28 protein-coding genes and 1 rRNA gene are annotated in these 26,490 nt (G+C 55.6%); 10 read left to right on the top strand and 19 right to left on the bottom strand.

Annotation, left to right across the window (positions count from 1 at the left end):
• The first annotated feature begins 114 nt into the window (after positions 1–114).
• On the top strand, positions 115–963 hold the full coding sequence (locus PGS10_RS18535; protein WP_047043382.1) for a MurR/RpiR family transcriptional regulator: 849 nt from the start codon (positions 115–117) through the stop codon (positions 961–963).
• A gap of 34 nt (positions 964–997) precedes the next feature.
• Here PGS10_RS18535 and nadS read toward each other — a convergent pair whose 3' ends face one another.
• Positions 998–1,294, bottom strand: a complete 297-nt coding sequence (nadS, locus tag PGS10_RS18530; RefSeq protein WP_045392770.1) for a NadS family protein — start codon at positions 1,292–1,294, stop codon at positions 998–1,000.
• A 66-nt stretch (positions 1,295–1,360) separates the two neighbouring features.
• Positions 1,361–1,678: a type II toxin-antitoxin system RelE/ParE family toxin gene (locus PGS10_RS18525; protein WP_047076861.1), complete on the bottom strand. Its 318-nt coding sequence runs from the start codon at positions 1,676–1,678 to the stop codon at positions 1,361–1,363.
• A 203-nt stretch (positions 1,679–1,881) separates the two neighbouring features.
• Here PGS10_RS18525 and PGS10_RS18520 point away from each other — a divergent pair, with 203 nt between their 5' ends.
• A complete protein-coding gene (locus tag PGS10_RS18520; protein ID WP_047043379.1) occupies positions 1,882–2,142 on the top strand; it encodes a YfhL family 4Fe-4S dicluster ferredoxin in 261 nt (86 codons plus the stop codon).
• Between the two features lie 8 nt (positions 2,143–2,150).
• Here the strand turns inward: PGS10_RS18520 and acpS are convergent, their stop codons facing one another.
• The 12 genes from acpS to rseD form a co-directional block, all read right to left on the bottom strand.
• Complete coding sequence (acpS, locus tag PGS10_RS18515; protein ID WP_045392774.1) at positions 2,151–2,531, bottom strand: holo-ACP synthase; 381 nt, start codon at positions 2,529–2,531, stop codon at positions 2,151–2,153.
• Positions 2,531–3,262 (bottom strand): pyridoxine 5'-phosphate synthase, encoded by a 732-nt coding sequence (pdxJ, locus tag PGS10_RS18510; protein WP_045392776.1) that lies wholly within the window; start codon positions 3,260–3,262, stop codon positions 2,531–2,533. Before pdxJ ends, acpS begins: the two co-directional genes overlap by 1 nt.
• An 11-nt stretch (positions 3,263–3,273) precedes the next feature.
• Positions 3,274–4,011: a DNA repair protein RecO gene (recO, locus tag PGS10_RS18505; protein WP_015370291.1), complete on the bottom strand. Its 738-nt coding sequence runs from the start codon at positions 4,009–4,011 to the stop codon at positions 3,274–3,276.
• 11 nt (positions 4,012–4,022) lie between these two features.
• A complete protein-coding gene (gene era / locus PGS10_RS18500) occupies positions 4,023–4,928 on the bottom strand; it encodes a GTPase Era (RefSeq protein WP_015370290.1) in 906 nt (301 codons plus the stop codon).
• The gene (rnc, locus tag PGS10_RS18495) at positions 4,925–5,605 is read right to left on the bottom strand and encodes a ribonuclease III (protein ID WP_020078171.1); all 681 of its coding nucleotides are present in this window, start codon (positions 5,603–5,605) and stop codon (positions 4,925–4,927) included. The genes era and rnc overlap by 4 nt, the downstream gene beginning before the upstream one ends.
• A 253-nt stretch (positions 5,606–5,858) precedes the next feature.
• Positions 5,859–6,833, bottom strand: coding sequence for a signal peptidase I (gene lepB, locus PGS10_RS18490; protein WP_045392778.1), 975 nt, complete (start codon positions 6,831–6,833; stop codon positions 5,859–5,861).
• Between the two features lie 14 nt (positions 6,834–6,847).
• Positions 6,848–8,647: a translation elongation factor 4 gene (lepA, locus tag PGS10_RS18485; protein WP_008803765.1), complete on the bottom strand. Its 1,800-nt coding sequence runs from the start codon at positions 8,645–8,647 to the stop codon at positions 6,848–6,850.
• Between the two features lie 184 nt (positions 8,648–8,831).
• Positions 8,832–9,311 (bottom strand): SoxR-reducing system protein RseC, encoded by a 480-nt coding sequence (rseC, locus tag PGS10_RS18480; protein ID WP_045392781.1) that lies wholly within the window; start codon positions 9,309–9,311, stop codon positions 8,832–8,834.
• Positions 9,308–10,264 carry a sigma-E factor regulatory protein RseB gene (gene rseB, locus PGS10_RS18475; RefSeq protein WP_045392783.1) on the bottom strand — a complete coding sequence of 319 codons (957 nt, stop codon included), beginning with the start codon at positions 10,262–10,264 and terminating at the stop codon, positions 9,308–9,310. Before rseB ends, rseC begins: the two co-directional genes overlap by 4 nt.
• The gene (gene rseA, locus PGS10_RS18470) at positions 10,264–10,914 is read right to left on the bottom strand and encodes an anti-sigma-E factor RseA (protein ID WP_015370285.1); all 651 of its coding nucleotides are present in this window, start codon (positions 10,912–10,914) and stop codon (positions 10,264–10,266) included. The genes rseB and rseA overlap by 1 nt, the downstream gene beginning before the upstream one ends.
• Positions 10,915–10,946: 32 nt before the next feature.
• Positions 10,947–11,522 (bottom strand): RNA polymerase sigma factor RpoE, encoded by a 576-nt coding sequence (gene rpoE / locus PGS10_RS18465; protein ID WP_002914074.1) that lies wholly within the window; start codon positions 11,520–11,522, stop codon positions 10,947–10,949.
• Positions 11,519–11,581 carry a rpoE leader peptide RseD gene (gene rseD / locus PGS10_RS25120; protein ID WP_350425049.1) on the bottom strand — a complete coding sequence of 21 codons (63 nt, stop codon included), beginning with the start codon at positions 11,579–11,581 and terminating at the stop codon, positions 11,519–11,521. The genes rpoE and rseD overlap by 4 nt, the downstream gene beginning before the upstream one ends.
• 363 nt (positions 11,582–11,944) lie before the next feature.
• On the opposite strand from rseD, the gene nadB reads away from it, so the two are divergent.
• Positions 11,945–13,564 (top strand): L-aspartate oxidase, encoded by a 1,620-nt coding sequence (gene nadB, locus PGS10_RS18460; RefSeq protein WP_047078048.1) that lies wholly within the window; start codon positions 11,945–11,947, stop codon positions 13,562–13,564.
• Here the strand turns inward: nadB and trmN are convergent.
• A complete protein-coding gene (gene trmN, locus PGS10_RS18455) occupies positions 13,549–14,286 on the bottom strand; it encodes a tRNA(1)(Val) (adenine(37)-N(6))-methyltransferase TrmN (RefSeq protein WP_045392787.1) in 738 nt (245 codons plus the stop codon). The two genes, nadB and trmN, sit on opposite strands and share 16 nt — an antisense overlap.
• Positions 14,287–14,417: 131 nt before the next feature.
• Here trmN and srmB point away from each other — a divergent pair, with 131 nt between their 5' ends.
• Positions 14,418–15,749, top strand: a complete 1,332-nt coding sequence (gene srmB, locus PGS10_RS18450) for an ATP-dependent RNA helicase SrmB (RefSeq protein ID WP_045392789.1) — start codon at positions 14,418–14,420, stop codon at positions 15,747–15,749.
• 45 nt (positions 15,750–15,794) lie between these two features.
• On the opposite strand, the gene grcA is transcribed toward srmB, so the two are convergent.
• Positions 15,795–16,178 (bottom strand): autonomous glycyl radical cofactor GrcA, encoded by a 384-nt coding sequence (gene grcA / locus PGS10_RS18445; RefSeq protein WP_002914084.1) that lies wholly within the window; start codon positions 16,176–16,178, stop codon positions 15,795–15,797.
• Positions 16,179–16,490: 312 nt separating this feature from the next.
• On the opposite strand from grcA, the gene ung reads away from it, so the two are divergent.
• Positions 16,491–17,180: a uracil-DNA glycosylase gene (ung, locus tag PGS10_RS18440; protein WP_047067112.1), complete on the top strand. Its 690-nt coding sequence runs from the start codon at positions 16,491–16,493 to the stop codon at positions 17,178–17,180.
• Positions 17,181–17,235: 55 nt separating this feature from the next.
• On the opposite strand, the gene PGS10_RS18435 is transcribed toward ung, so the two are convergent.
• Positions 17,236–18,306 (bottom strand): tRNA/rRNA methyltransferase, encoded by a 1,071-nt coding sequence (locus PGS10_RS18435; RefSeq protein ID WP_015703188.1) that lies wholly within the window; start codon positions 18,304–18,306, stop codon positions 17,236–17,238.
• Between the two features lie 204 nt (positions 18,307–18,510).
• On the opposite strand from PGS10_RS18435, the gene trxC reads away from it, so the two are divergent.
• From trxC to PGS10_RS18410, 5 genes are all read left to right on the top strand, one after another.
• Positions 18,511–18,936 (top strand): thioredoxin TrxC, encoded by a 426-nt coding sequence (gene trxC / locus PGS10_RS18430; RefSeq protein ID WP_015370277.1) that lies wholly within the window; start codon positions 18,511–18,513, stop codon positions 18,934–18,936.
• A 69-nt stretch (positions 18,937–19,005) separates the two neighbouring features.
• Positions 19,006–19,704 carry a tRNA-uridine aminocarboxypropyltransferase gene (gene tapT / locus PGS10_RS18425; RefSeq protein ID WP_047043367.1) on the top strand — a complete coding sequence of 233 codons (699 nt, stop codon included), beginning with the start codon at positions 19,006–19,008 and terminating at the stop codon, positions 19,702–19,704.
• A gap of 35 nt (positions 19,705–19,739) precedes the next feature.
• Positions 19,740–22,415 carry a bifunctional acetate--CoA ligase family protein/GNAT family N-acetyltransferase gene (locus PGS10_RS18420; RefSeq protein WP_047078047.1) on the top strand — a complete coding sequence of 892 codons (2,676 nt, stop codon included), beginning with the start codon at positions 19,740–19,742 and terminating at the stop codon, positions 22,413–22,415.
• A gap of 96 nt (positions 22,416–22,511) precedes the next feature.
• On the top strand, positions 22,512–23,867 hold the full coding sequence (gene pssA / locus PGS10_RS18415) for a CDP-diacylglycerol--serine O-phosphatidyltransferase (protein WP_047067109.1): 1,356 nt from the start codon (positions 22,512–22,514) through the stop codon (positions 23,865–23,867).
• A 40-nt stretch (positions 23,868–23,907) separates the two neighbouring features.
• A complete protein-coding gene (locus PGS10_RS18410; protein WP_045392800.1) occupies positions 23,908–24,231 on the top strand; it encodes a YfiM family lipoprotein in 324 nt (107 codons plus the stop codon).
• 2 nt (positions 24,232–24,233) lie between these two features.
• Here PGS10_RS18410 and PGS10_RS18405 read toward each other — a convergent pair whose 3' ends face one another.
• Positions 24,234–25,532: an MFS transporter gene (locus PGS10_RS18405; protein ID WP_045392803.1), complete on the bottom strand. Its 1,299-nt coding sequence runs from the start codon at positions 25,530–25,532 to the stop codon at positions 24,234–24,236.
• Between the two features lie 870 nt (positions 25,533–26,402).
• Positions 26,403–26,490, bottom strand: a 5S ribosomal RNA gene (rrf, locus tag PGS10_RS18400); the annotation flags it as partial.

The following is a 26,490-nucleotide window of genomic DNA, read 5'->3' as shown; positions in this document are numbered from 1 at the left end:
CAGAATCTGACCCGTTCGCATAATTCTTCACAGCAGAATTTTTAATTCGTATTATTCCACTTATAATCGAATACAAAATTCTTTTCGCCGCTAACGCCCTCCTTCGGAGAAGCCATGAACTGTTTAATCCGCATCCGCCAACGTTACCCGTCGCTGGCGGCGAGCGACAAAAAACTTGCTGACTTTATTCTGGCTCAGCCGGATCAAACCCGCCATCTCAGCTCGCAGCAGCTGGCGGGCGAAGCGGGAGTCAGCCAGTCCAGCGTGGTGAAGTTCGCGCAGAAAATGGGATTCAAAGGCTTTCCGGCATTAAAACTGGCGCTCAGCGAAGCGCTGGCCAGCAGTCCGGACCCGCACTCGGTGCCGGTACACAACCAAATCCGCGGCGACGATCCGCTGCGTCTGGTGGGCGAAAAGTTGATCAAAGATAACATCGCGGCGATGCACGCCTCGCTGGACGTCAACAGCGAAGAGAAACTCCTGGAGGCGGTGACTCTGCTGCGCGATGCTCGCCGGGTAATCATTACCGGTATCGGCGCCTCCGGGCTGGTGGCGCGCAATTTTAGCTGGAAGTTAATGAAAATTGGCATCAACGCCGTCGCCGAGCAGGATATGCATGCGCTGCTGGCAACGGTGCAGGCGATGTCGGCGGACGATCTGCTGCTGGCTATCTCCTATTCCGGCGAACGCCGCGAGATCAATATGGCGGCTGCTGAAGCGCTACGCGTTGGCAGCAAGATCCTCGCGATCACCGGGTTTACTCCCAACGCCTTGCAGCAGCAGGCTTCGCAGTGTCTTTACACCATCGCTGAGGAGCAGGCAACGCGCAGCGCGGCGATCTCCTCCACCAGCGCGCAAATGATGCTCACCGATCTCCTCTTTATGGCGCTGGTGCAGCAAGATCTCGAACACGCGCCGGAACGGATACGACATAGCGAAGCGCTGGTGAAAAAGCTGGTCTGAGTAGAAAATGGGCATCTGGCGATGCCCACAAACATTAGATTGTTTTGAGCTGATTGATAATAAAAGGATTGAGCTGTAATAAAAGCAGCAATTTTCGCGGCGCCCCGGTTGGCTGACGCCGTTTAGTTTCCCAGCTTTTAACTAAGTCATAGCTAACGCCTACGGCGAGAGCAAAATCCTGCTGTTTTAAGCCCGTCGCTTCGCGAATCGCTTTCACATCGATCGGGCTAAAAGTGTGAACATGCTGCGGCTCAGGGGTTTGCTCACCTTTTTCAATTCTCACCATTTCTTCTGCACTGGCCAGCAGATCGGCAAATAATTCGTCTTTCATCTGTACCTCATCGCCCTCGTGGGCACCACTGACAACGTGGTCCCGTGGAGTGATAGAAACTCAGCGTTATTCCAGCATAGCGGATAACTGTTTCAGCATCTTCTTTTGTTCTTCCGTTAAATCATCCAGCTCATTTTTGGGATAGACCAATGCCAGGTAAATTCGCCCTTTACGCGTCACATTGTAATAAATAATTCTCACCCCGCCACGCTTGCCCATCCCCGGTCGGCTCCAGCGAATTTTTCGAAATCCCCCTGTCCCTGCGATGGTATCGCCAGCCTCAGGATCCTCAATCAACATCTCCTGAAAAACGCGAAACTCATCATCCGGTAGAAGCGCCTGACGCCGTTTACTGAAACCCTGCAGCTCAATAAAAGTGTACATACCGCATCCTGCGTATCATGATTATAAAATCATCATAAGTGTACAGGGTACAACAAGCAAGTTAATAAATGTACCAGGTACATATTCAGGCTCAACGGGGTTATAAATATAGACGCTAGCGAAGCGCTGGTGAAAAAGCTGGTCTGAGTAGAAAATGGGCGTATAATGCCCGCCCTGTTTGTGTTGTTTCTGAGATTTTCCTGATGGCGCTGTTAATCACCAAAAAATGCATCAATTGCGATATGTGCGAGCCGGAGTGCCCGAATGAGGCCATTTCGATGGGCGATAGCATTTATGAGATTAACAGCGACCGCTGCACCGAGTGCGTGGGTCACTACGACACGCCAACCTGCCAGAAAGTGTGCCCGATCCCGAATACTATTCTCAAAGATCCGGCGCACGTCGAGAATGAAGAACAGTTGTGGGATAAATTCGTGCTCATGCATCACGCGGATAAGCTTTAACCGCGGGTTTAGCTTTCGACGATCACCGTGGCGCAGGCATAGTGGCGTTCATCGGCGAGAGTGACGTGAATAACGCTTACCCCCATCCGTTCAGCCAATAGCTTTGCTTCGCCCCATAGCCGCAGTTTCGGCTTGCCTAATTCATCGTTGAAAACTTCGAACTGATTAAACGCCAGGCCGTTGCGAATACCGGTTCCGAGCGCTTTCGCCGCCGCTTCTTTGACCGCAAAGCGTTTTGCCAGAAAACGCACCGGCTGCTGATGCTGCTCCCAAATGCTCCATTCGTGATCGCTCAGCACCCGGCGCGCCAGGCGATCGCCGCTACGGGCGATCACCGCTTCGATGCGGGCGATTTCGACGATGTCGGTACCCAGCCCGAGAATCGCCATTAGCCGCGCGCTTCCAGCATCAGGCGTTTCATTTCCGCGACAGCCTCTTTCAGACCGCTCATCACTGCGCGACCAATAATGGCATGGCCGATATTCAGTTCGTGCATTTCCGGCAAGGCGGCAATGGCTTTCACGTTGTGATAGGTCAGACCGTGACCGGCGTTCACCTTCAGTCCAAGGGTGGCGGCATAGGTCGCCGCTTTGGCGATACGCTCAAGCTCTTTAGCCTGTTCGGCATCGGTTTTGGCATCGGCATAGCAGCCGGTATGGATTTCAATATATGGCGCGCCCACGTCGGCAGCCGCTTTGATCTGCTCATCATCGGCGTCAATAAACAGGGAGACCAGAATACCGGCATCCGCCAGGCGCTTACAGGCGTCGCGCATCTTATCGCGCTGCCCGGCAACATCCAGTCCACCCTCGGTGGTCACTTCCTGACGCTTCTCCGGCACCAGACAGCAGAAGTGCGGTTTTGTCTCGCAGGCAATCGCCAGCATCTCTTCGGTAACCGCCATTTCGAGATTCATTCGGGTATGCAACGTCTGGCGCAGGATGCGCACGTCACGATCGGTGATATGGCGGCGGTCTTCGCGCAGGTGCACGGTAATACCATCGGCGCCGGCCTGTTCTGCAATAAAAGCCGCCTGCACCGGATCCGGATAAGCGGTACCGCGCGCGTTACGCAATGTCGCAATGTGGTCAATATTGACCCCTAACAGTAATTCAGCCATGACAATCCTCGTTAATCATTATTCGTATTATCGGCCCGCGCCTTTCGCGCGGGCATAAACTGGCGAAACAATTCCCGGCTCTTGAGCGGTTTCCCTCCAAGATACGGCTTCAGGGCGATGCGGGTAAAGCGCTTCGCGGCGCGCAGCGTATCTACATCCGGAAACTCGCGGCTAGCCAACGCTTTCAAATGGTGCCCGGTAAACGTGCTGTTATCAATCACCAGGCTGGCGATAAAGCCTTTTTCTTCGCGATAGCGGTAGGTCATGGTGTCATCCACCGGGTCGCCGCTGCCGGCACAGTGGAGGAAATCCACGCCATAGCCCAGGTGCCCGAGCAGCGCCAGCTCAAAGCGCCGCAGCGCGGGCTCCGGCGAACCGCTGGCCCCGGCAAGCGCCTGGATGCAGTGCAGGTAGTCGAAAAAGAGTTCGGAGAAGCGCGTTTCGTGCTCAAGCACGCGGGAGATGAGCTCGTTTACGTAAAGACCGCTGTAGAGCGTGATGCCGCTAAGCGGCAGCGCCAGCGAGACGGCTTCCGCGCTGCGAAGGGTTTTGACTTCGCCGCGGCCGCCGAAACGAACCAGTAAGGGGGTGAAGGGCTGTAAAGCGCCCTTGAGATTAGAGCGTTTGGAGCGTGCGCCTTTGGCAACCAGGCGCACGCGACCGGACTCTTCCGTGAAGACGTCCAGCATCAGACTGGTTTCGCTCCACGGTCGGCTATGCAGGACAAAGGCGCGCTGCCATCCATCCACGTTGCGTTAACTCAGAGGTCGTCAACGTAACCGAGACTGCGCAGCGCGCGCTCGTCATCGGCCCAGCCGGATTTCACTTTGACCCACAGTTCGAGGTGCACAGGCGCTTCAAACATCTCTTGCATGTCTTTACGCGCTTCGATGCCGATGGTTTTGATTTTGGCGCCTTTGTTGCCAATTACCATCTTCTTCTGCCCTTCACGCTCGACGAGGATCAGGCCGTTGATGTCGTAGCCGCCGCGTTCGTTGCTCACGAAACGTTCAATTTCGACGGTCACGGAGTACGGCAGTTCAGCGCCCAGGAAACGCATCAGCTTTTCGCGGATGATCTCGGAAGCCATGAAACGCTGGGAACGGTCGGTAATGTAATCTTCCGGGAAGTGATGAATCGCTTCCGGCAGATGTTTACGTACGATCGACGCGATAGTATCAACGTTGGTGCCGGTTTCCGCAGAAATCGGCACGATGTCGAGGAAGTTCATCTGGCTGGCAAGGAACTGCAAATGCGGCAGCAGATCCGCTTTTTCCTGCACGTTATCAACTTTGTTGACGGCCAGAATCACCGGCGCGCGCGCATCGCGCAGCTTGTTCAGCACCATCTCGTCATCTTGCGTCCAGCGGGTACCTTCAACGACAAAGATAACCAGTTCCACGTCGCCAATCGAGCTGCTGGCCGCTTTGTTCATTAAGCGGTTAATCGCGCGCTTCTCTTCCATATGCAGGCCCGGGGTATCAACATAAATCGCCTGATACGGCCCTTCGGTATGGATACCGACGATGCGGTGACGGGTAGTCTGCGCTTTACGGGAAGTGATCGAAATCTTCTGCCCAAGCAGCTTGTTCAACAGCGTGGATTTGCCAACGTTTGGACGACCAACGATGGCGACAAATCCGCAATAACTTTTTTCTTCGCTCATTCCAGCTCCAGTTTTTTCAGCGCCTGTTCGGCGGCAGCCTGCTCCGCCTTACGACGGCTGGAACCTGTGCCAACCACCGGTTCACTCAGGCCACTGACCTGGCAGTGGATAGTAAATTCCTGATCGTGCGCTTCGCCGCGAACCTGGACGACCAGGTAGGACGGCAGCGGCAGATGACGCCCCTGCAGATACTCCTGCAGACGAGTCTTCGGATCCTTTTGCTTATCGCCCGGGCTGATTTCATCCAGACGAGTCTGGTACCAGGAGAGGATTAAGCGTTCAACATTTTGAATATCGCTGTCGAGGAAAACCCCGCCGATTAAGGCTTCTACGGTGTCAGCCAGAATCGATTCGCGACGAAAACCGCCGCTCTTCAGCTCGCCAGGCCCAAGGCGCAGGCACTCGCCCAGTTCAAATTCGCGGGCGATTTCCGCCAGCGTATTGCCTCGCACCAGCGTCGCGCGCATACGGCTCATATCCCCTTCGTCTACCCGCGGGAAACGATGATAGAGCGCATTGGCGATCACGAAACTTAAAATAGAGTCGCCTAAAAACTCGAGACGCTCGTTGTGTTTGCTGCTGGCACTGCGGTGAGTTAATGCCTGTTGCAACAGCTCCTGATGAACAAAAGTGTAGCCCAGCTTTCGTTGAAGCCGATTAATTACGATGGGGTTCATGCGTTACCAATAAATGAATGCGTCAAAGATGCAGCACACGAAACCGACCTGAGCATACATACCCTTGATATATAAGGGCAGAAACTAACCAACGCGGTTTCGTGTGCAGTGTCACTCTTTCGAGAGACAACCAAAAACTTCGGGGGGATATTCTATACGCAACGACAAGGGATGTCGTTAGTTTGGATGGATTTAAATACTAAATAATTCGCGCTGCCATTATTGCACCGGCAGCACGAATTAAGACGAGGAATTAGTGGATGCCGCCGATGCGCGATAAACGTACGCCGGTTGGCCACTCACCTTCCTGTTTTTCGAAGCTCATCCAGATGGCGGTGGCTTTACCCACCAGGTTCGCTTCCGGCACGAAGCCCCAGTAACGGCTGTCGGCGCTGTTGTCGCGGTTGTCACCCATCATGAAGTATTCACCCGGCGGAACGACCCATGTCGCCAGCGGCTGACCGGACTGACGATAGTACATCCCCACCTGATCCTGAGCGATAGGTACCGTCAGAATACGGTGGGTCACTTCGCCCAGCGTCTCTTTGCGCTCGGTCAGACGAATACCGTCGGCTTTGGTTTCGCCTTTTGGCAGCTGCCAGAAACCGCTGGTGGCTTCACCGCCGTTGCGACGGGAGAAGGTCTGAACGAAATCGCTCGGCTCAACGTTTGAGTAGGTGATCGGCAAGGCGCTCCCGCATGCCTGGCCCGACGCGCAGCCAGGCTCAATCGTCACCTGTTTAGCCACCGGATCGTAAGTGACTTTATCCCCCGGCAGACCAACCGCACGCTTGATGTAGTCAAGGCGCGGATCTTCCGGATATTTAAACACCACGATGTCGCCACGCTTCGGATGGCCGGTTTCGATCAGCGTTTTCTGGTAGATCGGATCTTTAATGCCGTAGGCGAATTTCTCCACCAGGATAAAATCGCCAATCAGCAGAGTCGGCATCATCGAACCTGACGGGATCTGGAACGGCTCATAGATAAACGAACGCACAATCAGCACAATCGCCAGCACCGGGAAGATCGAGGCGCCGGTTTCCAGCCAGCCCGGCTTTGGGCCAACCTTCTTCAGCGTTTTCTTGTCCAGCTGATCGCCAGTCGCTGCCTGAGCAGCGGCCTGACGTTCACGACGTTTTGGTGCGAATATGAACTTATCCAGACACCACAACAGCCCTGTCACAAGGGTCGCAATGACCAGAATCAGGGCAAACATGTTCGCCATGCCAACTCCTTAGATTATTTGCCGTCTTTACCAACGTGCAGAATGGCGAGGAACGCTTCCTGCGGCAGTTCAACGTTACCAACCTGTTTCATACGCTTCTTACCTTCTTTCTGCTTCTGCAGCAGCTTTTTCTTACGGCTGACGTCGCCGCCGTAGCATTTCGCCAGGACGTTTTTACGCAGCTGTTTCACGGTAGAGCGCGCGATGATGTGGTTACCGATGGCCGCCTGAATCGCGATATCAAACTGCTGACGCGGGATCAGCTCTTTCATCTTCTCGACCAGCTCGCGGCCACGATACGGCGCGTTGTCGTTGTGCGTGATGAGCGCCAGCGCATCGACGCGCTCGCCGTTGATCAGCACGTCGACGCGCACCATGTTGGAAGCCTGGAAGCGCTTGAAGTTGTAATCCAGCGATGCATAGCCGCGGGAGGTCGACTTTAGACGGTCGAAGAAATCGAGGACCACTTCCGCCATCGGGATTTCATAGGTCAGCGCAACCTGTTTGCCGTGGTAAACCATGTTGGTTTGCACGCCGCGTTTCTCGATACACAAGGTAATCACGTTGCCGAGGAACTCTTGCGGCAGCAGCATGTGACATTCGGCGATCGGCTCACGCAGTTCCTGAATATTATTCAGCGGCGGCAGCTTCGATGGACTATCGACGTAGATAACCTCTTTAGAGGTGGTTTCTACTTCATAGACTACCGTCGGCGCGGTGGTAATCAGATCCAGATCGTATTCACGCTCCAGACGCTCCTGAATGATTTCCATGTGCAGCAGACCGAGGAAGCCGCAGCGGAAGCCGAAGCCCAGCGCCGTTGAGCTTTCCGGCTCGTAGAACAAGGAAGCATCGTTCAGACTCAGTTTACCCAGCGCATCGCGGAAGTTCTCATAGTCATCAGAGCTCACCGGGAACAGACCGGCGTAGACCTGCGGCTTCACTTTTTTGAAGCCCGGCAGCGCTTTATCCGCTGGATTACGCGCCGCGGTCAGGGTATCGCCCACCGGCGCGCCGAGGATGTCTTTAATGGCGCAAACCAGCCAACCCACCTCGCCGCATTTCAGTTCGGTACGGTCAACCTGTTTCGGGGTGAAGATGCCAAGACGGTCGGCGTTATAGACCTGACCGGTGCTCATCACCTTAATTTTGTCGCCTTTGCGCATGGTGCCGTTTTTAATACGCACCAGCGACACGACGCCTAAATAGTTATCGAACCAGGAGTCGATAATCAGCGCCTGCAGCGGCGCGTCCGGATCGCCTTCCGGCGGCGGAATATCGCGTACCAGACGTTCCAGCACATCCGGCACGCCAACACCGGTTTTCGCCGAGCAGCGAACCGCGTCGTGAGCGTCGATACCGACGATATCTTCAATCTCGTCCGCTACGCGCTCAGGGTCGGCGGCAGGCAGGTCGATCTTGTTAAGAACCGGGACGACTTCGAGGTCCATTTCCATCGCGGTATAGCAGTTCGCCAGAGTCTGGGCTTCTACGCCCTGCCCGGCGTCAACCACCAGCAGCGCACCTTCGCACGCCGCCAGGGAGCGCGATACTTCATAGGAGAAGTCAACGTGGCCCGGAGTGTCGATAAAGTTGAGCTGATAGGTTTCACCATCGCTGGCTTTGTAATCCAGGGTGACGCTCTGCGCCTTGATGGTAATGCCACGCTCACGTTCAAGGTCCATGGAGTCCAGAACCTGGGCCGCCATTTCGCGATCAGAAAGGCCACCGCAAATCTGGATGATACGGTCAGACAGCGTCGACTTACCGTGGTCGATGTGAGCGATGATCGAAAAGTTACGTATATTCTTCATATTTAGAGTTAATTATGCCTTACGAGTCTCATGAGGCCGCTGTTCTGTGCCTGACGTTTTTTAATCCGAAAACGCCGCATTCTACACTACATCCGCGAAACCAGGAAATGCTGTTAGATCCAGCATAACGGCAGAATTGTGGCGTTGTATCAGGAAGCGTAAATAAAGATGAGGGACAGTGAAATCACTGCCCCATTTCAGAGGAAGGCGTATCAACGCGCAGCAGATCCGGCGGTAAACCGACGCTTAAAATCACCGGCTGCCACGACTGGCGAGCAGCCAGCTTCGGCGACAGCCCGCGCGCCACCAGGAACCCGCCGACGCCGCCAAGCAACGCGCCGCACAGCGAAGCAATATCGCTGGCAAACAGCACCTGGAAAATCGACGCCATCACAAACAGCCCGAACAGCGGCGCCATGTATACCAGCAGCGCCGAACCCAGCAGGCTGCTTTCAGCAATGCCCAGTTCCACTTTTTGCCCGGCCGTCAGCGGCTGGTCGCAGGGAACGCTTATGGTATGGCTGGTTTGCGGCCCCAGTTTATTGAGCACCCGGCTACCGCAGCCAGCGCGCGAGGCGCAGCTGCTGCAAGAGGCTTTAACATCGCAGTGAACCTGCGCCACGCCGTTGTGCCAGGAGACGACAGTCGCCCACTCTTTGATCATTGCGCGGCCCTGAACTTAATGCTGTCTGAGATACGTTTTGCCGTTTGCGGCGGTAATTCGCCAACCACCGAGATTTCGGCGTTATCGCGTACCGAAGTGCTGACGGTACGGCGACCGGTGCGCAGCAGCTGATCGCTGCTGTTAGCCGTCGCGCGATTAACGTTAACGGAGAAGCTAAACAGACCGTCGGAATAGAGACGAGACTCGACCGGACCGTCGAAGGTCGGTAAACGACGCTGGCTGCTGGAAACTTCCGTCACGCCCTGCGGCAGCCAGGTTGGCGCCCAGTTAAAGTTGGCTTTATTGCCGCTTTCCGGAACCGACAGCTGCGGCGGCAGGCTGGCTTTCGACAGCGCTTCCATACTCGAGCTTACGTTATCACCGATATTGAATGAGACCACCCGAAACTGCTCCAGGGTTTCACCGTCGCGGTCGAGCAAGTCGACGCGCAGCGGCAGCTTGGTCTCGGCATCCAGCCACGCAATGTAGCTGTAGCGCGTGCCGTCGCGGGCCACCACGCGCACTACATCGCACAGGCGATCGGCGATACGCGTCCGGCCAACGGAGATGAAATCATAATACGAGGCCAGCTTTTTGAAATCGGTGTACACCAGAGACGGCAAGGAATCGACGATATAGTCGCCGTTCAGGGTGAAGGGATCGAGACCGGGTTCAAAATAGCTGATTTCAGTACCGCGCAGCACCACTTCCCGACGCGGACCGTCGAGCTGTAGCAACTGAGCAAGGGGCTGGTTGTTCAACCGCACGTGACGATAGCGCAGCGACTCAACGCCCTGTTTGTTGATACTGACAAAAGACAGCTCGTAATTGAGGGACTGGCTGGCCAGGTTCATCTGCTGCAACAACGCCCCGGACGATGTATCAGCCGAGGCGTTGGTGGAGAAGAACAGGCTGCCTGCCATGAGCGACATGGCACACCAAAGTTGCTTCATTACTGCGATTGCGTTCCTAAAGTTTGATAACCCGGCACCTGAACAGCGGCTTGCTGAGTCTGGGCCTGGCCAAACTGAAGCTGCTCAGCGTGCAGGCGACGCTGCAATTCATAGTCCTGCAGCATAGCATTAATACGACGACGTTGCTCCTGAACCTGCGCCTGCTGACCGCTACCGGCGGAGGCATCGGCCGGAACGCCCAGGCTAACCGGGCTGGCTTTGCCCATCATCGGCATGGTGTTGAAGACTGGCGCTTCCGGCTGCTGGGAGGCATCGGAGTGTCCGTTATACTGCTGGACACCGACGATCACAGCCAGAGACACGCACGCTGCCACGCCCATTTGGGTAAGCGAGCTGGCCCACGGGCGCACTTTCTGCCAGAAAGGCATCTGACGCCACTGGTGTGGAGCGGGTTGAGATTCAGGAATAAGCGGCGCAACCTGACGAGCAGGTTCGTTCTCGATGGCGGCCATTACGCGAGCTGAGATATCGAATTGGAGCATCTCGGCGGTATCGCCTCGCAGCGTGTCGCGGATGAGATGGTAGCTCTCCCAGGTTTTTTGCATTTCAGAAGAACGACTCAGCTCATTGAGCAGCTCGTTATCCAGCGTTTCACCATCCATTAAGGCCGAAAGTTTTTCTTTCTGCATGCCTGATACCCTTTTCCAGTATTCCGCTATCGTCAACGCCTGATTAGCGGTTGAACTTTATTATCAATAGCTTCACGTGCCCGGAAGATACGCGAACGTACCGTGCCAACCGGACAATCCATGATGGCGGCTATTTCTTCATAGCTCAGGCCATCCAGCTCCCGTAACGTAATTGCCATGCGTAAATCTTCCGGGAGCGATTCAATGGTACGAAAAACTATTTGTCTCAGCTCTTCTGACAACATTAAGTTCTCAGGGTTCGAAATTTCTTTCAATGCCCCGCCGCTTTCGAAGTTTTCCGCCTCGTTGGCGTCTACATCGCTTGATGGCGGACGGCGTCCCTGAGCAACCAGATAATTCTTTGCCGTGTTTACGGCGATACGATACAACCAGGTATAAAAAGCGCTATCCCCCCGGAAAGAATCCAGCGCACGCCACGCCTTCACGAACGATTCCTGAACAACGTCAGCGATATCGCCCGGCGGTACATAGCGGGAGACCAGGCTTGCCACCTTGTGCTGATAGCGTACTACCAGTAGGTTAAAGGCTTTCTGATCTCCTTTCTGGACCCGTTCAACGAGGACCTGATCCGTTAACTGCTCGCTCATCCGAGGTAATGTCTCCCCAAACCCAATTCCCATGCGTATTCAGAACACCACCCAAGCACTGCATTATGAGCAAGCAGTCGTTTGGAGTGTCTGAACACAATAAAGTTCCGTTACGCTTTTGATTTTTGTCTGACAACGGTGGACTGATTGTTATCTCTCATTATAAGTCCCGTTGTTCAACGCCAGGTAAGCTAATGAAGAAAAAGCGCAAGGCCCGCCTGAAGGGTAACGTAACCCAACTTATTTTTCACTATAAAATCTGAAGGTAACGGCCTGCTTCGCAAATATTTTCTTTCGTTTACATATTTTCTTTTCCGCCAGCTTTGTTTAGCCCGCACAACTATTCACGAAAATAATTGTACGATTTGGCCCCGTCAGGTGCTATGGTGACGCCATTGTGTTTAGTAAATTAAACAGAAGCTATGAAGACGACTCCTGACTTTTCCTGTGATGTGTTGATTATCGGCAGCGGCGCTGCCGGATTGTCTCTGGCGCTGCGCCTGGCTGAACGCCACGCGGTAACCGTACTAAGCAAAGGGCCGGTTAGCGAAGGCTCGACGTTCTACGCCCAGGGTGGGATTGCCGCCGTTTTCGATGAAACCGATAGCATTGAATCCCACGTCGAAGATACGCTCATCGCCGGGGCCGGTCTTTGTGACCGCCATGCCGTCTCCTTTGTCGCCAGCAACGCCAAACCCTGCGTACAGTGGCTTATCGATCAAGGGGTACTGTTTGATACCCAGGTTCAGGCCAACGGTGAAGAGAGCTACCATCTGACGCGTGAAGGCGGCCATAGCCATCGGCGGATCCTGCATGCCGCCGATGCCACCGGTAAAGAGGTAGAGACGACGCTGGTCGGCAAAGCGCTGGCGCATCCGAATATCACCATTCTGGAGCGTAGCAACGCGGTTGACCTGATTATCTCCGATAAGATTGGTCTGCCGGGTACCCGGCGGGTCGTCGGCGCGTGGATCTGGAATCGTAATAAGGAAAAGGTAGAAACCTGCAGCGCAAAAGCCGTGGTGCTGGCGACCGGCGGCGCCGCGAAAGTCTATCAATACACCACCAACCCTGATGTCTCCTCCGGCGACGGCATCGCCATGGCCTGGCGCGCGGGGTGCCGTGTGGCCAATCTCGAATTTAACCAGTTCCACCCTACCGCGCTGTTTCATCCACAGGCGCGAAACTTCCTCTTAACGGAAGCCCTGCGCGGTGAAGGCGCGCTGCTAAAACGGCCCGACGGTAGCCGCTTTATGCCGGACTTCGACGAGCGTGGCGAACTGGCTCCGCGCGATATCGTCGCCCGCGCCATCGACCATGAGATGAAACGCCTCGGCGTCGACTGCATGTATCTGGATATTAGCCATAAGCCCGAAGCGTTTATTCGCCAGCATTTCCCGATGATTTATGAAAAGCTACTCGGCCTTGGCATCGATTTAACCAAAGAGCCGGTACCGATCGTGCCTGCCGCCCACTACACCTGCGGCGGCGTGATGGTGGATGATAACGGACGTACCGACGTTGACGGCCTGTACGCCATCGGCGAGGTGAGCTACACCGGGCTGCACGGCGCCAACCGCATGGCCTCGAACTCATTACTGGAGTGTCTGGTGTACGGCTGGTCGGCCGCCGAGGATATTGCGAAACGCCTGCCGCTGGCGCAAGCGGCGGAACAGCTGCCGCCGTGGGATGAAAGCCAGGTTGAGATCCCGGATGAACTGGTGGTGATTCAACATAACTGGCACGAACTGCGCCTGCTGATGTGGGATTATGTCGGAATCGTGCGTACCACCCGCCGGCTGGAAAGGGCCCTGCGGCGCATTACTATGCTGCAGCAGGAGCTGGATGAGTATTACGCGCGTTTTCGCGTCTCCAATAATTTACTGGAGCTGCGCAATCTGGTGCAGGTGGCCGAGCTTATCGTGCGTTGCGCCATGCAGCGTAAAGAGAGCCGCGGCCTGCACTATACGCTCGACTACCCGGACACGCTGGCCGAGAGCGGCCCGTCAATCCTCTCGCCGCTCACTCACATAAAAAGATAGAAGTCGCGGGTCAGCGCGGTAAAGCCTTCAGAGTACTGCTGCTCTGGCCCACGAACCACCAGCCGATCGCTGAAACACTCGCCGGAGCTGGGAGAGAATGCCAGCAGGACGCGATGCGGCGGACGCATTTCTGTTTCCGCCACGTCGGTGCGTAAGCGCAAATGCCATCCCATCGCTTTTGCCCGTTCGACAAACGCATTACCAATATCCACCGGCAGCACTACGCAGAAAAAGCCCTCCTCGGTAATCAGATCCGCAGCGCAGGCGAGCAGCGTCGTATGATCGAGCGAGGTGGTGTAACGCGCCTGTTCGCGCTGCGACGTCGCGCAAGGGACGCCTTCGGCAAAAAACGGCGGATTGCTGACAATGAGCTCATAGCGCCGCGGCGGCTGCGGCTGCCACTGCTGAATCGGCGCCTGAAATACCGCGATACGTCCAGACCAGCTGCTGGCCGCCACGTTATCCCGCGCCTGCGCCGCGGCCTCTTCATCCAACTCCACCGCATCCAGTTGTACCGGCTCCGCGGTACGCTGGGCTAACATTAATGCCAGTAAACCGCTACCGGCGCCGATATCCAGCACGTGCTTCACCTGAGCAATCGGCGCCCAGGCGCCCAGCAGAATACCGTCGGTACCGACTTTCATGGCGCAGCGATCGTGGGCGACGAAAAATTGTTTAAAGGTAAAACCATTGCGCGGCAGCGCAAACTTCGACTGAGACATCCTCAAAAACCTTGCTGGCGAAAACGGCTGTGCTTAAGGCTATGCACAATACCGGAGAACAGATAGCCTTACAAACAGATGAACATTACGTCAGTAACGTCTATAATCGGCGGCCCACTCAGAGGTAGAACATGACTGTAACGACTTTTTCCGAACTTGAACTCGACGAAAACCTGCTGGAAGCGCTCCAGGATAAAGGTTTCACACGCCCGACAGCCATTCAGGCCGCCGCTATTCCGCCTGCGCTTGATGGCCGTGATATTCTCGGTTCTGCGCCGACAGGCACCGGTAAAACTGCGGCATATTTGCTGCCAGCGTTGCAGCATCTGCTTGATTTCCCGCGTAAGAAATCGGGGCCGCCACGGATCCTTATCCTGACGCCGACCCGCGAGCTGGCGATGCAGGTTGCCGATCACGCCCGCGAACTGGCGAAGCATACCCATCTGGATATTGCCACCATTACCGGCGGCGTTGCGTACATGAACCACGCGGAAGTGTTCAGCGAAAACCAGGATATCGTGGTCGCCACCACCGGTCGCCTGCTGCAGTATATTAAAGAAGAGAACTTCGACTGCCGCGCGGTAGAAACGCTGATCCTTGATGAAGCGGACCGCATGCTGGACATGGGCTTTGCCCAGGATATCGAAACCATCGCCGGTGAAACCCGCTGGCGCAAGCAGACCATGCTGTTTTCCGCCACGCTGGAAGGCGATGCGATTAAAGACTTTGCCGAACGCCTGCTGGAAGAGCCGGTTGAGGTTTCCGCGAATCCGTCGACCCGCGAACGTAAAAAAATCCACCAGTGGTACTATCGCGCCGATGATATCGAGCATAAAACCGCGCTGCTGGTTAATCTGCTGAAGCAGCCGGAAGCAACCCGCTCTATCGTTTTCGTGCGTAAACGCGAGCGCGTTCATGAACTGGCGGCCAAGCTGCACGAAGCAGGCATCACCACCTGCTGGCTGGAAGGCGAAATGGTGCAGATCAAACGTAACGAAGCGATTAAACGCCTGACCGATGGTCGCGTGAACGTGCTGATTGCCACCGACGTCGCCGCGCGCGGTATTGATATTCCGGATGTCAGCCACGTGTTTAACTTCGATATGCCGCGCACCGCCGATATCTATCTGCACCGTATTGGCCGTACCGGCCGTGCTGGTAAGAAAGGCACCGCTATTTCGCTGGTTGAAGCGCACGATCATCTGCTGCTGGGCAAAATCGGCCGCTACGTTGAAGAACCGCTGAAAGCTCGCGTGATTGATGAATTGCGACCGAAAACCCGCGCGCCGAGCGAGAAGTTAACCGGTAAGCCATCGAAGAAAGTGCTGGCGAAACGCGCCGAGAAAAAAGAGAAAGAAAAAGAGAAGCCGCGGGTCAAGAAACGCCACCGCGATACCAAAAACATCGGTAAGCGCCGTAAGCCAAGCGCTGCCGGGACGCCGTCAACGTCCAACGAAGAGTAAAAAAAACGCCGGGATATCCCGGCGTTTTCACATCTGGCTTTAGCCTTACAGGCTTTCGGTAAAGGTACGAGCGATAACGTCGCGCTGCTGTTCCGGAGTCAGAGAGTTAAAACGTACCGCGTAGCCGGAAACACGAATGGTCAGCTGCGGGTATTTTTCCGGGTGCTCAACGGCATCCAGCAGGGTTTCGCGACGCAGCACGTTCACGTTCAGGTGCTGACCGCCTTCCACACGGACTTCCGGTTTCACGTCTACCGGGATTTCACGGTATTCGATTTCACCCAGTTTGCTCACCGCAACCACGTCATCTTCCGCAAAACCACCTTTGGCGCACAGGCAGCGCGCTTCGCCTTTTTCGCTATCCAGCAGCCAGAAAGAGTTCAGCAGGTCGTCGTTTGCCGCTTTAGTAATTTGGATACCAGTAATCATTTGATGCCTCCCAGGCAGTGTTTATTCGATTTTGGCCTCTTTGCGGCCAATTGGTAAAACCATTGTTGTATGAGTGTATATATATCAGCCACACACCCGGCATTCATTGATTTAAATCAACAAAAACCACTCACTCAAAGTGGGTATATGAGGATAGTATTGTTTTACATCAAGTTACGCCAGTAGGTGCCATAAAAAAATTTGTAAATTTTCAATTTTTTTTATGCACAACCGGTCAGGAATGACGTCGCGATTTTGTTATGCAGAAAGAAGCAGTTAAGCTATGGGCATGACACTTTGCAGGAGAGCGAGATGACCACCCCATTAACCTGGCACGACGTGCTGGCGGAAGAGAAGCAGCAGCCCTATTTTCTCAACACCCTCAAGACCGTCGCCGAAGAGCGTCAGTCCGGCATGACTATCTATCCGCCGCAGAAAGATGTCTTTAACGCCTTTCGCTATACCGAACTGGGCGAGGTCAAAGTGGTCATCTTAGGTCAGGATCCCTATCACGGCCCGGGACAGGCGCACGGTCTGGCCTTTTCTGTTTTACCGGGAGTACAGATACCGCCGTCGCTGCTGAACATGTATAAAGAGCTGGAAGGCACCATCCCCGGCTTTCAGCGCCCGGCGCATGGTTATCTGGAAAGCTGGGCGCGCCAGGGCGTGCTCCTGCTTAATACCGTGTTAACGGTGCGCGCCGGTCAGGCGCACTCACACGCCAGTCTCGGCTGGGAAACCTTTACCGATAAAGTGATAGCGCTGATTAACCAGCATTGTGAAGGAGTGGTATTTCTGCTGTGGGGCGCGCACGCGCAGAAGAAAGGCGCCATTATCGATCGCCAGCGCCATTGCGTCCTGAAGGCGCCGCACCCATCGCCGCTGTCGGCGCACCGAGGTTTCTTCGGCTGCAACCACTTTGTGCAAACCAACCAGTGGCTGACCGAACGCGGCGAGGCGCCCATTGACTGGATGCCGGTGCTGCCCGCTGAAAGCGAGTGAGCGACGACAATAAAAAAGCCAGCATCAGCTGGCTTTTTGCATTCAGAGACCGATATCAAGCCTTATTCTGACGCCACCATTCCGCCAGCAGCACGCCGGTCGCCACGGAGACGTTAAGACTTTCGACATTGCCGGTGCCGTCGATGGCGACGTTGAGGTCAGAGCTGGAGATCGCCGCATCGGACAGACCGTCGCGCTCCTGGCCTAATACCAGCACCATTTTCTTCGGCAGCTCGGCCTTAAATAGCGGCGTACCGTTATGGCTGGAGGTCGAGACGATGGCGTAGCCAGCCTGACGGAACTGCGTCAGGGTATCGATAAAGCTGTCGCCGGTGATCGGCTCAACATGTTCCGCGCCGCCTTCTGCAGTGCGGATCGCCGCGCCAGACTCCAGCACGCCGGCATCCTGTACTACCACGCCTTTCACGCCAAAGTGCGCGCAGCTACGCATAATCGCGCCGAGGTTGTGCGGGTTGCCAACATCTTCCAGCGCCAGTACGCAATCTTCGGCTTCTGCTTTCGCCACCCACTGGGCCACGGAAGTACCATGACGTTTTTTGATCAGGAAGCAGACGCCGCCGTGGTGTTCGGTACCAGACGCTTTCGCCAGCTCGGCTTCGTCCACTACGTGGTAGGCCTTACGGTTGGCTGCCATCCAGCGCAGCGCCTCTTTAAAGCGCGGGGTAACGCTCTGGATAAACCAGGCGCGTACGATGGCTTCCGGACGGCTCTGGAACAGCGCCTGACAGGCGTTCTCGCCGTAGACGCGGGTCTCTTCCGCGCGCTGACGACGCAGCACTTCCGGATCGATAAAGCTCTTACCGCTGATGCCGCCGTGATCTTCTTTTACCGGCGTCTCATCGCCCGGAGCGCGGGAAACGGTGCGCCACGGGGACGCATCATCGCGATTAAAATCATTACGCTTGCGATCGTCGCGTTTGCGATCGTCGCCGCGGCTGTTACGTTCATCGCGCGCAGGGCGGCTGCGGCCGTCAACACGTGATTTTCCTGGACGCCCTCCCCCTTTCCCGGTACGCGGGTTATGGGTACGTTTGTCAGAATCATCATCACTGCGGACATACATCACTTTGACCTTGCCGCTTTTATTTTTCAGTTCGTCGCTCATCTATTTTCTCCACCTGCGCTGCGCGAAGCGCGAAGATTACCCGATGTATCTTCACTTAGCCATTATTTCATTTAAAAGCCTTGGTCTATTGTAACCATCGAACAAAAGACATTGTCCTTTATTCGCGCCTAATCGATAATATGTAACATTACAGAAACAAATCGGCCACGTGCCGCGCTGCAACCCCATAACCAGAGGTTAGTTATGAATACCGTTTGTGCCAGTTGTCAGGCTCTTAACCGCATCCCCGAAGACCGTAGCGCCGATGGCGCCAAGTGCGGACGCTGCGGCCACGATCTCTTTGACGGCGATGTCATCAACGCGACCGGGGCAACGCTGGATAAACTATTAAAGGACGATCTGCCAGTCGTGATTGATTTCTGGGCCCCGTGGTGCGGTCCATGCCGTAGCTTCGCGCCGATCTTTGAAGATGTGGCTGAAGAGCGCAGCGGCGAAATGCGTTTTGTGAAAGTGAACACCGAAGCCGAACGCGAACTGAGCGCTCGCTTCCGCATCCGTAGCATTCCAACCATTATGATGTTCAAAAATGGTGAAATGGTCGACATGCTGAATGGCGCCGTCCCCAAAGCGCCGTTCGATAGCTGGTTGAACGAAGCCAACCAACAGTAAAGCCGCCGGGGCACCGCTTGTGCCCCGTTTTCTCCTCTGCGACAATAGCGTTTTTCATTAGCGACTCCCATGATTGATAACGCTGTCCTTCGCCTGCGCGCCGAACGCCTCGCGCGCGCAACCCGGCCTTTTCTTGCTCGCGGCAACCGCATCCGCCGCTGTCAGCGCTGCCTGCTCCCCCTAAAACAGTGTCTGTGCGCAACGCTGGCGCCAGTGCCCGCCGACAGCCGCTTTTGCCTGGTAATGTTCGACACCGAGCCGATGAAGCCCAGCAATACCGGACGTCTTATCGCCGATATTCTGCCCAATACCGAAGCGTTTCAGTGGTCGCGTACCGAGCCGCCGCAGGCGTTGCTCGATCTGGTCGCCAACCCTGATTATCAGCCCATGGTCGTCTTTCCGGCCTCTTATGCCGGAGCGGATCGTCAGGTACTGAGCGCCCCGCCGGAGGGTAAGCCGCCGCTGTTCATTATGCTCGACGGCACCTGGACGGAAGCACGGAAAATGTTTCGCAAAAGCCCGTATCTCGATGCGCTGCCGGTAATCTCAGTCGACCTGTCGCGCATCTCAGCCTATCACCTGCGCGAGGCCCACGCCGACGGTCAGTACTGTACGGCGGAAGTCGCCATTGCTCTGCTGGATTTAGCCGGCGACGCACAGGCGGCTGCCGCGCTTGGCGATCACTTTAGTCTGTTCAGAAGCCGCTATCTGGCGGGAAAAACGCAGCATAAGGGCAGTATCACAGCACAACAGGCTGAAAGCGTTTAAAATCATTCGGTCACTGGGGATTAAAGGAGACCGGAATGAGCCAACGAGGCCTGGAAGCACTGCTGCGGCCAAAATCGATCGCCGTCATTGGCGCATCGATGAAACCGCAGCGCGCTGGCTATTTAATGATGCGCAACCTGTTGGCCGGCGGTTTTAATGGCCCGGTCCTGCCGGTGACGCCCGCCTGGAAAGCGGTGCTTGGCGTACTGGCGTGGCCGACTATCGACAGCCTGCCTTTTACTCCGGATCTGGCGGTGCTCTGTACTAATGCCCGTCGCAACCTCGAGTTGCTCGAGGCCTTAGGGCGGAAAGGGTGTAAAACCTGCATTATCCTCTCTTCACAGCCGGACCAGTACCCGGCGCTGCTCGAATGCGCCGCCCGTTATCAAATGCGTCTACTCGGCCCCAACAGCCTGGGGCTCCTGGCGCCGTGGCAGGGCCTCAACGCCAGCTTCTCGCCGGTGCCTATCCAGCGCGGCAAGCTGGCGTTTATCTCGCAATCCGCCGCCGTCTCCAACACCATTCTGGACTGGGCGCAGCAGCGTGAAATGGGCTTCTCGTACTTTATTGCGCTGGGCGATAGTCTTGATATCGACGTCGACGACCTGCTCGATTTTCTCGCCCGTGATAGCAAGACCAGCGCCATTCTGCTCTATCTGGAGCATCTCAGCGATGCGCGGCGTTTTGTCTCCGCCGCCCGTAGCGCCTCGCGTAATAAACCCATTCTGGTCATCAAAAGCGGCCGCAGCCCGGCGGCGCAGAAATTGCTGCATGTAAACTCAGGAATGGATCCCGCCTGGGACGCCGCTATTCAGCGGGCGGGGCTACTGCGCGTGCAGGACACCCACGAGCTCTTTTCCGCCGTTGAAACCCTGAGCCATATGCGCCCATTGCGCGGCGAAAAACTGATGATCATCAGTAATGGCGCGGCGCCGGCGGCGCTGGCGTTGGACGAACTGTGGCTGCGTAACGGTAAGCTCGCCACGCTTAGCGAGGCAACCAGCAACCAGCTCAAACAGACGTTACCGACAGGCGTCGAGGTTGCTAATCCTCTGGATCTGCGCGATGACGCCAGCAGCGAGCATTATCTCAAGGCGCTGAATGTGTTGCTGGATAGCCAGGATTATGATGCGCTGCTGGTGATCCACTCCCCCAGCGCCGCGGCGCCGGGTACCGAAAGCGCGCTGGCGTTGATTGATGCCCTTAAGCGTCATCCGCGCGGGAAATACGTTACGGTGCTGACGAACTGGTGCGGAGAGTTCTCCTCCCAGGAGGCGCGACGGCTATTTAGCGAAGCCGGCATTCCAACCTATCGCACGCCTGAGGGTACCATTACCGCCTTTATGCATATGGTGGAATACCGTCACAACCAGAAACAGCTACGGGAAACGCCGGTATTGTCCGATACGTTGACCGCCAATACCGCCGAGGCCCACACGCTATTGCAGCGCGCGCTGAGCGAAGGCGCGACCTCACTGGACACCCATGAAGTCAGCCCGGTGCTGCGCGCCTACGGCATCCATACTCTGCCCACCTGGATTGCCGCCGACAGCGCCGAAGCGGTACATATCGCCGAGCAGATTGGCTACCCGGTGGCGTTGAAGTTACGTTCGCCGGATATTCCGCATAAATCTGAAGTTCAGGGCGTTATGCTCTATTTACGAACCCCTGCTGAAGTCCAGCAGGCGGCGGACGCGATTATCGACAGGGTAAAAATGGCCTGGCCGCAGGCGCGTATTCATGGCCTGCTAGTCCAAAGCATGGCCAACCGCGCCGGGGCGCAGGAACTTCGGGTCGTCGTCGAGCATGACCCGCTTTTTGGCCCGTTGATCATGCTTGGCGAAGGCGGTGTCGAGTGGCGAGCGGAAAATCAGGCCGCGGTCGCCCTGCCGCCGCTGAATATGAACCTGGCGCGTTATCTGGTGATCCAGGCCATTAAGAGCAAAAAAATCCGCGGACGCAGCGCGCTGCGCCCGTTAGATATTCCCGGTCTTAGCCAGTTGCTGGTGCAGGTCTCTAATCTGATCGTCGATTGCCCCGAGATCCAGCGGTTGGATATTCACCCCTTGCTTGCTTCCGGCAACGAGTTTACCGCCCTCGACGTCACCCTCAGCCTGGCGCCATTTAGCGGCGACAGCGAAAGCCGGCTGGCAGTCAGACCCTATCCGCAACAGTTAGAAGAATGGGTGGTGATGAAAAACGGTGAACGCTGCTTGTTCCGGCCGATCCTGCCTGAGGATGAACCTCTGCTATTGGCTTTTATCGAACAGGTCACTAAAGAAGATCTCTATTACCGCTACTTCAGCGAGATCAACGAATTCACCCATGACGACTTAGCCAATATGACCCAGATCGACTACGATCGTGAAATGGCCTTTGTTGCGGTACGCGCTACGGAGCAAGGAAGCGAGATCCTTGGCGTGACCAGAGCGATTTCCGATCCTGATAACATTGATGCCGAGTTCGCCGTGCTGGTACGCTCGGATCTGAAAGGTTTAGGTCTGGGGCGACAGCTCCTTGAAAAGCTTATCGCCTATACGCAAGGACACGGATTACAGCGCTTAAATGGCATCACCATGCCAAATAACCGCGGCATGATAAGCCTTGCCAGAAAACTTGGCTTTGCCGTAGATATCCAGCTAGAAGACGGAATTGTGAGCCTGTCTCTTGCGCTGAATACGTTACATTCGGTGACAAGCGACAGCAATTAATGACCACATTCGCGGGTAGTGATGGTATTATTGCCCGCTTACGTCGTCTGCATGGTACAGAAGACCCTTCAATAAACAGAGAAGAAACGCACTGTGATGTTGTCAAAATTTAAGCGTAATAAACATCAACAACACCTTGCCCAACTCCCTAAGCTCTCTCAGTCAGTTGATGATATCGAGTTCTTTTACGCGCCGGCTGATTTCCGCCAGGCGCTACTGGCAAAGATAGCCCACGCCACCCAGCGTATTTGCATTATTGCGCTCTACCTTGAGCAAGATGATGGCGGAAAAGGAATACTGCAAGCCCTGTACGACGCCAAACGTCAACGTCCGGAACTGGACGTGCGCGTGCTGGTTGACTGGCATCGCGCCCAGCGCGGCCGCATCGGCGCTGCAGCCTCCAATACCAATGCCGACTGGTACTGTCGTATGGCCCAGGAAAATCCTGGGATTGATATCCCGGTCTATGGCGTCCCGGTCAATACCCGTGAAGCGCTCGGCGTGCTCCATTTTAAAGGCTTCATCATCGACGATAGCGTCATCTATAGCGGCGCCAGCCTGAACGATGTGTACCTGCATCAGCATGATAAATATCGCTACGATCGCTATCAGTGCATCCGCAACGGCAAGATGGCCGATGTCATGTTCGACTGGGTCGAGCACAACCTGGTACAGGGTCGCGGCGTGAATCGTCTCGATCGCCCGGATCGGCCGAAAAGCCCGGAAATCAAAAATGATATTCGCCTGTATCGCCAGGATCTGCGCGAAAGCGGCTATCACTTCACCGGCAATGCCGATGAAGATCAACTATCAGTCACACCGCTGGTCGGGCTCGGTAAATCGAGCTTGCTCAACAAGACTATCTTCCACCTGATGCCGTGTGCGGAACACAAGCTGACAATCTGCACCCCGTATTTCAACCTGCCCGCCGTACTGGTCAGAAATATTATTTCTCTGCTACGCAGCGGCAAAAAAGTGGAAATCATCGTCGGCGATAAGACCGCGAACGACTTCTATATCCCGGAAGATCAGCCGTTTAAAATCATCGGCGCACTGCCTTATTTGTACGAAATTAACCTGCGACGCTTCCTGAGCCGCCTGCAGTATTATGTGAATACCGATCAGCTCATCGTGCGTTTATGGAAAGATGACGATAACAGCTACCATCTAAAGGGTATGTGGGTTGATAACGAATGGATGCTGTTAACCGGCAATAACCTCAATCCGCGCGCCTGGCGGCTGGACTTGGAAAATGCCGTGCTTATCCACGATCCTAAACATCAACTGCGCGAAATGCGGGAAAAGGAGCTTCAGCTCATCCGTACGCATACGACGGTGGTGAAGCATTATCGCGATCTGCAAAGCATCGCCGACTATCCGGTGAAGGTGAAAAAGCTCATTCGCCGTCTGCGACGTATCCGCATCGACCGTCTTATTAGCCGCATTCTTTAAATCAATGCCCCGTTTACGGGGCTTTTTTTCAGGAAGCACTATGCGTCATCTTGTTATTTTTGCCCCTTTACTGCTTGGCGGCTGCAGCCATATGGCCAATGATGCCTGGAGTGGTCAGGACAAAGCCCAACACTTTCTCGCGTCGGCAATGCTCTCCGCGGCCGGCAATGAATATGCGCAGCATCAGGGATACAGCCGCGATCGCAGCGCCGCCATCGGTCTGATGTTTTCCGTTAGTCTGGGGGCATCAAAAGAGTTATGGGACAGCCGCCCGGCAGGGAGCGGCTGGAGCTGGAAAGATTTCGCCTGGGATGTCGCCGGCGCCACTACCGGCTATGCGGTGTGGCAACTGGCGCATCAATAAGGTTACAAACGCAGACCCTTCCCTTTACCGTGCAGCATCAGAGACACCAGGAAGGCAATCGCCGCCATCGCCGTCACGTACCAGTAGAAGGCATTCTCCATTCCCGCAGATTTAAGCGACAGCGCGACGTATTCCGCTGAACCGCCGAACAACGCGTTTGCTACCGCATAGGACAAGCCCACGCCCAGCGCGCGAACCTGTGCCGGAAACATTTCCGCCTTCAGGATCCCGCTGATGGAAGTGTAGAAGCTGACAATCAGCAACGCACAAATCACCAGGGCAAATGCGGCATACGGCGAGCTGACATTCTGCAGCGCACTCAAGATTGGCACGGTAAACAGCGTCGCCAGCACGCCGAAACACAGCATTGAAGTGCGGCGACCCACCTTATCCGAGAAGGCGCCAAACAGCGGCTGTACCAGCATATACACAAAAAGCGCCGCCGTCATAATCATACTGGCGGTGCTGGCCGACATGCCGGCGGTATTCACCAGATATTTTTGCATGTAGGTGGTGAAGGTGTAAAAAGTCAGCGAGCCGGCGGCGGTAAAGCCCAGCACCATGACAAAAGCCCGGCGATTACGCCACAAACCTTTAAAGGAACCGGCCTCTTTCAGCGCTCGGGTTTCCTGTTTCGAGGTTTCATCCAACTGACGGCGCAGCCACAGCGCGACGATGGCCAGTACGGCGCCCAGAGCAAAAGGTATACGCCATCCCCAGGCATGCAAGTCTTCATCACTGAGGATTTGCTGTAGCGCGACAACGACCAGTACCGCCAGCAGTTGACCGCCAATTAACGTAACGTACTGGAAGGAGGCGTAGAATCCTTTCTTTCCTTCTACTGCCACTTCACTCATGTAGGTCGCGCTGGTGCCATATTCCCCGCCAACGGACAGGCCCTGGAACAGACGTGCCAGCAGGAGCAAAGCCGGTGCCCAGGTGCCGATAGTGGCGTATCCCGGTAGACAAGCAATTACCAGCGAGCCGAAGCACATCATGCATACCGAAATAAGCATTGAGGCTTTACGTCCGCGACGGTCAGCAATGCGGCCAAACAGCCAGCCGCCGATGGGGCGCATCAGGAAGCCAGCGGCAAAAACTCCGGCGGTTTGTAACAATTGAGTAGTGGTATTTCCTGAAGGGAAAAAGATGTGCGCAAAATAGAGTGAGCAAAATGAATAGACATAAAAATCAAACCATTCCACCAGGTTCCCTGAAGATGCGCCCACAATTGCCCATACTCGGCGCCGGGTATCTCCCTGTTCCAGGGCCCCCTGCTCGTTAATACTGCTTTCTGTCATTGTAATTTTGCTCCAGCAAAGACCGTAATCTGTCTCATCGGGCGTGACACGTCACTTCGACAAATTAATTAGTGAACCAAATGTTATATAATTGTTATTTATTTATATGTGATTGTATTCACATTTTTTTTCGTAACACCGCTTTTCGCGATTAACGTCAGTACATGCGCAATGAAAAAGAGAATTATGGCGAAGTGGGTACAACGACGGGGTTTTATATGGCTTTGAATGAAGGTGAGCGTGTGGATTTGGCGCGATCTTCCCCGCAGGAGGTGCGGATCTGTAGCCCCGGTAAGCGCAGCGCCACCGGGGAAGATAGCGGCGCGTCTGGCCGCAAAAGACAAAAGCAGAAAGCCAGGTCTTCCGACTGAGCCTTTCGTTTTACGTTGCTATGGCAGCGGCTTTCCCCGGAGGCGGTGCTGCGCACCTTTTCCGGGCTACGGGTTGCGTAGCCCCGGTAAGCGCAGCGCCACCGGGGAGATGGCGGCGCGTCTGGCCATAAAACACCAAAACAAAAGGCCCGGTCTTCCGACTGAGCCTTTCGTTTACGTTGCTATGACAGCGGCTTTCCCCGGAGGCGGTGCTGCGCACCTTTTCCGGGCTACGGGACTGTAGCCCCGGTAAGCGCAGCGCCACCGGGGAGATAGACGCCACACAGCAAAAAACCCCGCACCTTCCGGTACGGGGTTCTTCTTATTTGATGCCTGGCAGTTTATGGCGGGCGTCCTGCCCGCCACCCTCCGGGCCGTTGCTGCGCAACGTTCAAATCCGCTCCCGGCGGATTTGTCCTGCTCCGGAGAGCGCTCACCGACAAACAACAGATAAAACAAAAGGCCCAGTCTTCCGACTGAGCCTTTCGTTTTATTTGATGCCTGGCAGTTCCCTACTCTCACATGGGGAGACCCCACACTACCATCGGCGCTACGGCGTTTCACTTCTGAGTTCGGCATGGGGTCAG

Origin of the sequence: Klebsiella sp. 141153, assembly GCF_032601995.1 — a bacterium.
GTDB lineage: Bacteria > Pseudomonadota > Gammaproteobacteria > Enterobacterales > Enterobacteriaceae > Klebsiella > Klebsiella aerogenes.
Note: the sequence above shows the minus strand (reverse complement) of the source record. Positions and strands in the feature narration are given on the sequence as shown.